Origin of the sequence: Lentzea kentuckyensis, assembly GCF_002150765.1 — a bacterium.
GTDB lineage: Bacteria > Actinomycetota > Actinomycetes > Mycobacteriales > Pseudonocardiaceae > Lentzea > Lentzea kentuckyensis.
Map to the genome: position 1 here is coordinate 1 of NZ_MUYM01000208.1, position 2052 is coordinate 2052.

At 68.8% G+C, this 2052-nt stretch carries 2 protein-coding genes; both read left to right on the plus strand.

The features are described 5' to 3' along the window. Nucleotides 1-224: 224 nt before the first annotated feature. Complete coding sequence (locus B0F77_RS45950) at nucleotides 225-899, plus strand: Crp/Fnr family transcriptional regulator (protein ID WP_030477589.1); 675 nt, start codon at nucleotides 225-227, stop codon at nucleotides 897-899. A 347-nt stretch (nucleotides 900-1246) separates the two neighbouring features. Further along, on the plus strand, nucleotides 1247-2052 hold an 806-nt coding region (locus B0F77_RS45955; protein ID WP_143467290.1), incomplete at its 3' end, for an MFS transporter.

The following is a 2052-nucleotide window of genomic DNA, read 5'->3' on the forward strand; positions in this document are numbered from 1 at the left end:
TCCGTCGCCGCGGCCGCGGCGGTGCGCGCAAGCGAGTCCGCTAGATGGCGTAGACTGGCCCGTCGGGCTGGATCGAGTCAGTGCTGGTTGTTCCTAGTGAGACGGCGAGCCGAACGGCGATCCACTACACAGCCCTTAGACTGCAACGCAGTGATCGGCGGCACGGCGCTGACTCCACCAAAGATGGTGGTAGGCGTGCCGTCGCGTCGATTAGGAGGGACGAGGTGGACGAGACCCTGGCGCGAGCGGGCATCTTCCAGGGGGTGGACCCGGCGGCCGCAGAGGCGCTGGCGACGACCCTGGAGACGGTGGAGTTCCCGCGTGGCCACGTGATCTTCGCGGAGGGTGAGCCGGGCGATCGCCTGTACATCATCCAGTCCGGCAAGGTCAAGATCGGCCGCAAGTCGCCGGACGGCCGCGAGAACCTGTTGGGGATCTTCGGACCCTCCGACATGTTCGGTGAACTGTCCATTTTCGATCCCGGCCCCCGCACGTCGACTGCGACGACGGTGACCGAGGTGCGTGCGGTGTCCATGGACCGCCCCGCGCTCCGACAGTGGATCACCAACCGGCCGGAGATCGCCGAACAGCTGCTCAGGGCGCTCGCCCGCAGGCTGCGCCGGACGAACTCCATGCTGGCCGACCTGATCTTCACGGACGTGCCCGGCCGCGTCGCCAAGGCGTTGCTGCAGCTCGCGCAGCGCTTCGGCTCGCAGGAGGCCGGTCTGCTCCGCGTCACGCACGACCTGACGCAGGAGGAGATCGCCCAGTTCGTCGGCGCGTCCCGCGAGACCGTGAACAAGGCGCTCGCCGACTTCGCGCACCGCGGCTGGCTGCGGCTCGAAGGCAAGAGCGTGCTGATCCTGGACCCCGAGCGACTGGCTCGCCGGGCCCGCTAGCGGAGCAGCGACCAACAAGCACTGCAAACACAAAGGACCGGGCGCCACCCCCGACGTGGCGCACCGGTCCTTTGTGTTGCACGGCCCATCCCCCGACGAACCGTGCCTTCCATCCCTCTGGCGCTTAGGCCCCGACCCTCAAGCCAGAGGTTGGTCTCGGTGGATGAGTCAACTTTCGCACGTCTCCACCCCAGCCGCTCAAGTCCTTTCACCCTCAAGGACCTCGTGTGTGGCTGATTCGTTGCATCTTTCACCCGGTCATCCCATTCCTGTGACCCAATCGCAACCCTGGTGACCCTGCGCACCTGAACTGGTACCGGCGTACCAGGTTTGGCATACTGGTACACATGTCCCACTCCGCTCGTCTCTCCGACTACCGTGCTGCCCTGACGACTCCCGGCATGCGTGGCCCCGTGGTCGCGTCTCTGCTCGCCCGCCTTCCGATCGCGATGGTCGGGCTCTCGCTGCTGCTCTACGTCGAGCGCGCGACGGGGTCGTTCGCGGTCGCCGGCCTGGTCTCGGCGGCGGCGCTGGTGGGCGTGGCGATGGGTTCCGTCGTCCAGGGCCGGCTGATGGACCGCTTCGGTCCCACCCGCCCGCTGATGGCCGTGACGGCTCTGTTCGCCGTGTTCGTGACCGCCTCTGTGCTCGCCGTCGAGGCCGGTTCGCCGGTGTTCGCGCTGGTCCCGCTGGCCTTCGGGGTCGGCGCCACCGAACCGATGGTGGGTTCGGCGTCGCGGGCGCTGTGGGAGCGGATGGTGCCGACCGGCCCGACGCGCATGGCGGCCTACGCCTACGAGGCGATCAGCATGGAGGTCTTCTTCATCCTCGGACCAGGCCTCGCCGGTCTGCTGCTGGCCGCGCCGTGGGCGGGCACCGGTGTGGTCGTCGGCGCCGTGCTGATGGTCGTGGGCGCGCTGTGGTTCGCGTTCAACCCGGTCGTGCGCGCGTGGGGCCCGGTCGTGCAGGCGCCGCGCCCGTTGCTCGGTGCGTTCGCCTACCCCGGCATGCGCACGGTGGCACTGGCCGCGCTCGGCTTCGGCGTGACCATCGGGTTCGTCGAGGTGGCCGTGCCGGCGTTCGCGAAAGCGGCGGGCCAGGCCTCGATGGGCGGCCTGATGCTGTCGCTGTGGTCGATCAGCTCGGTGATCTT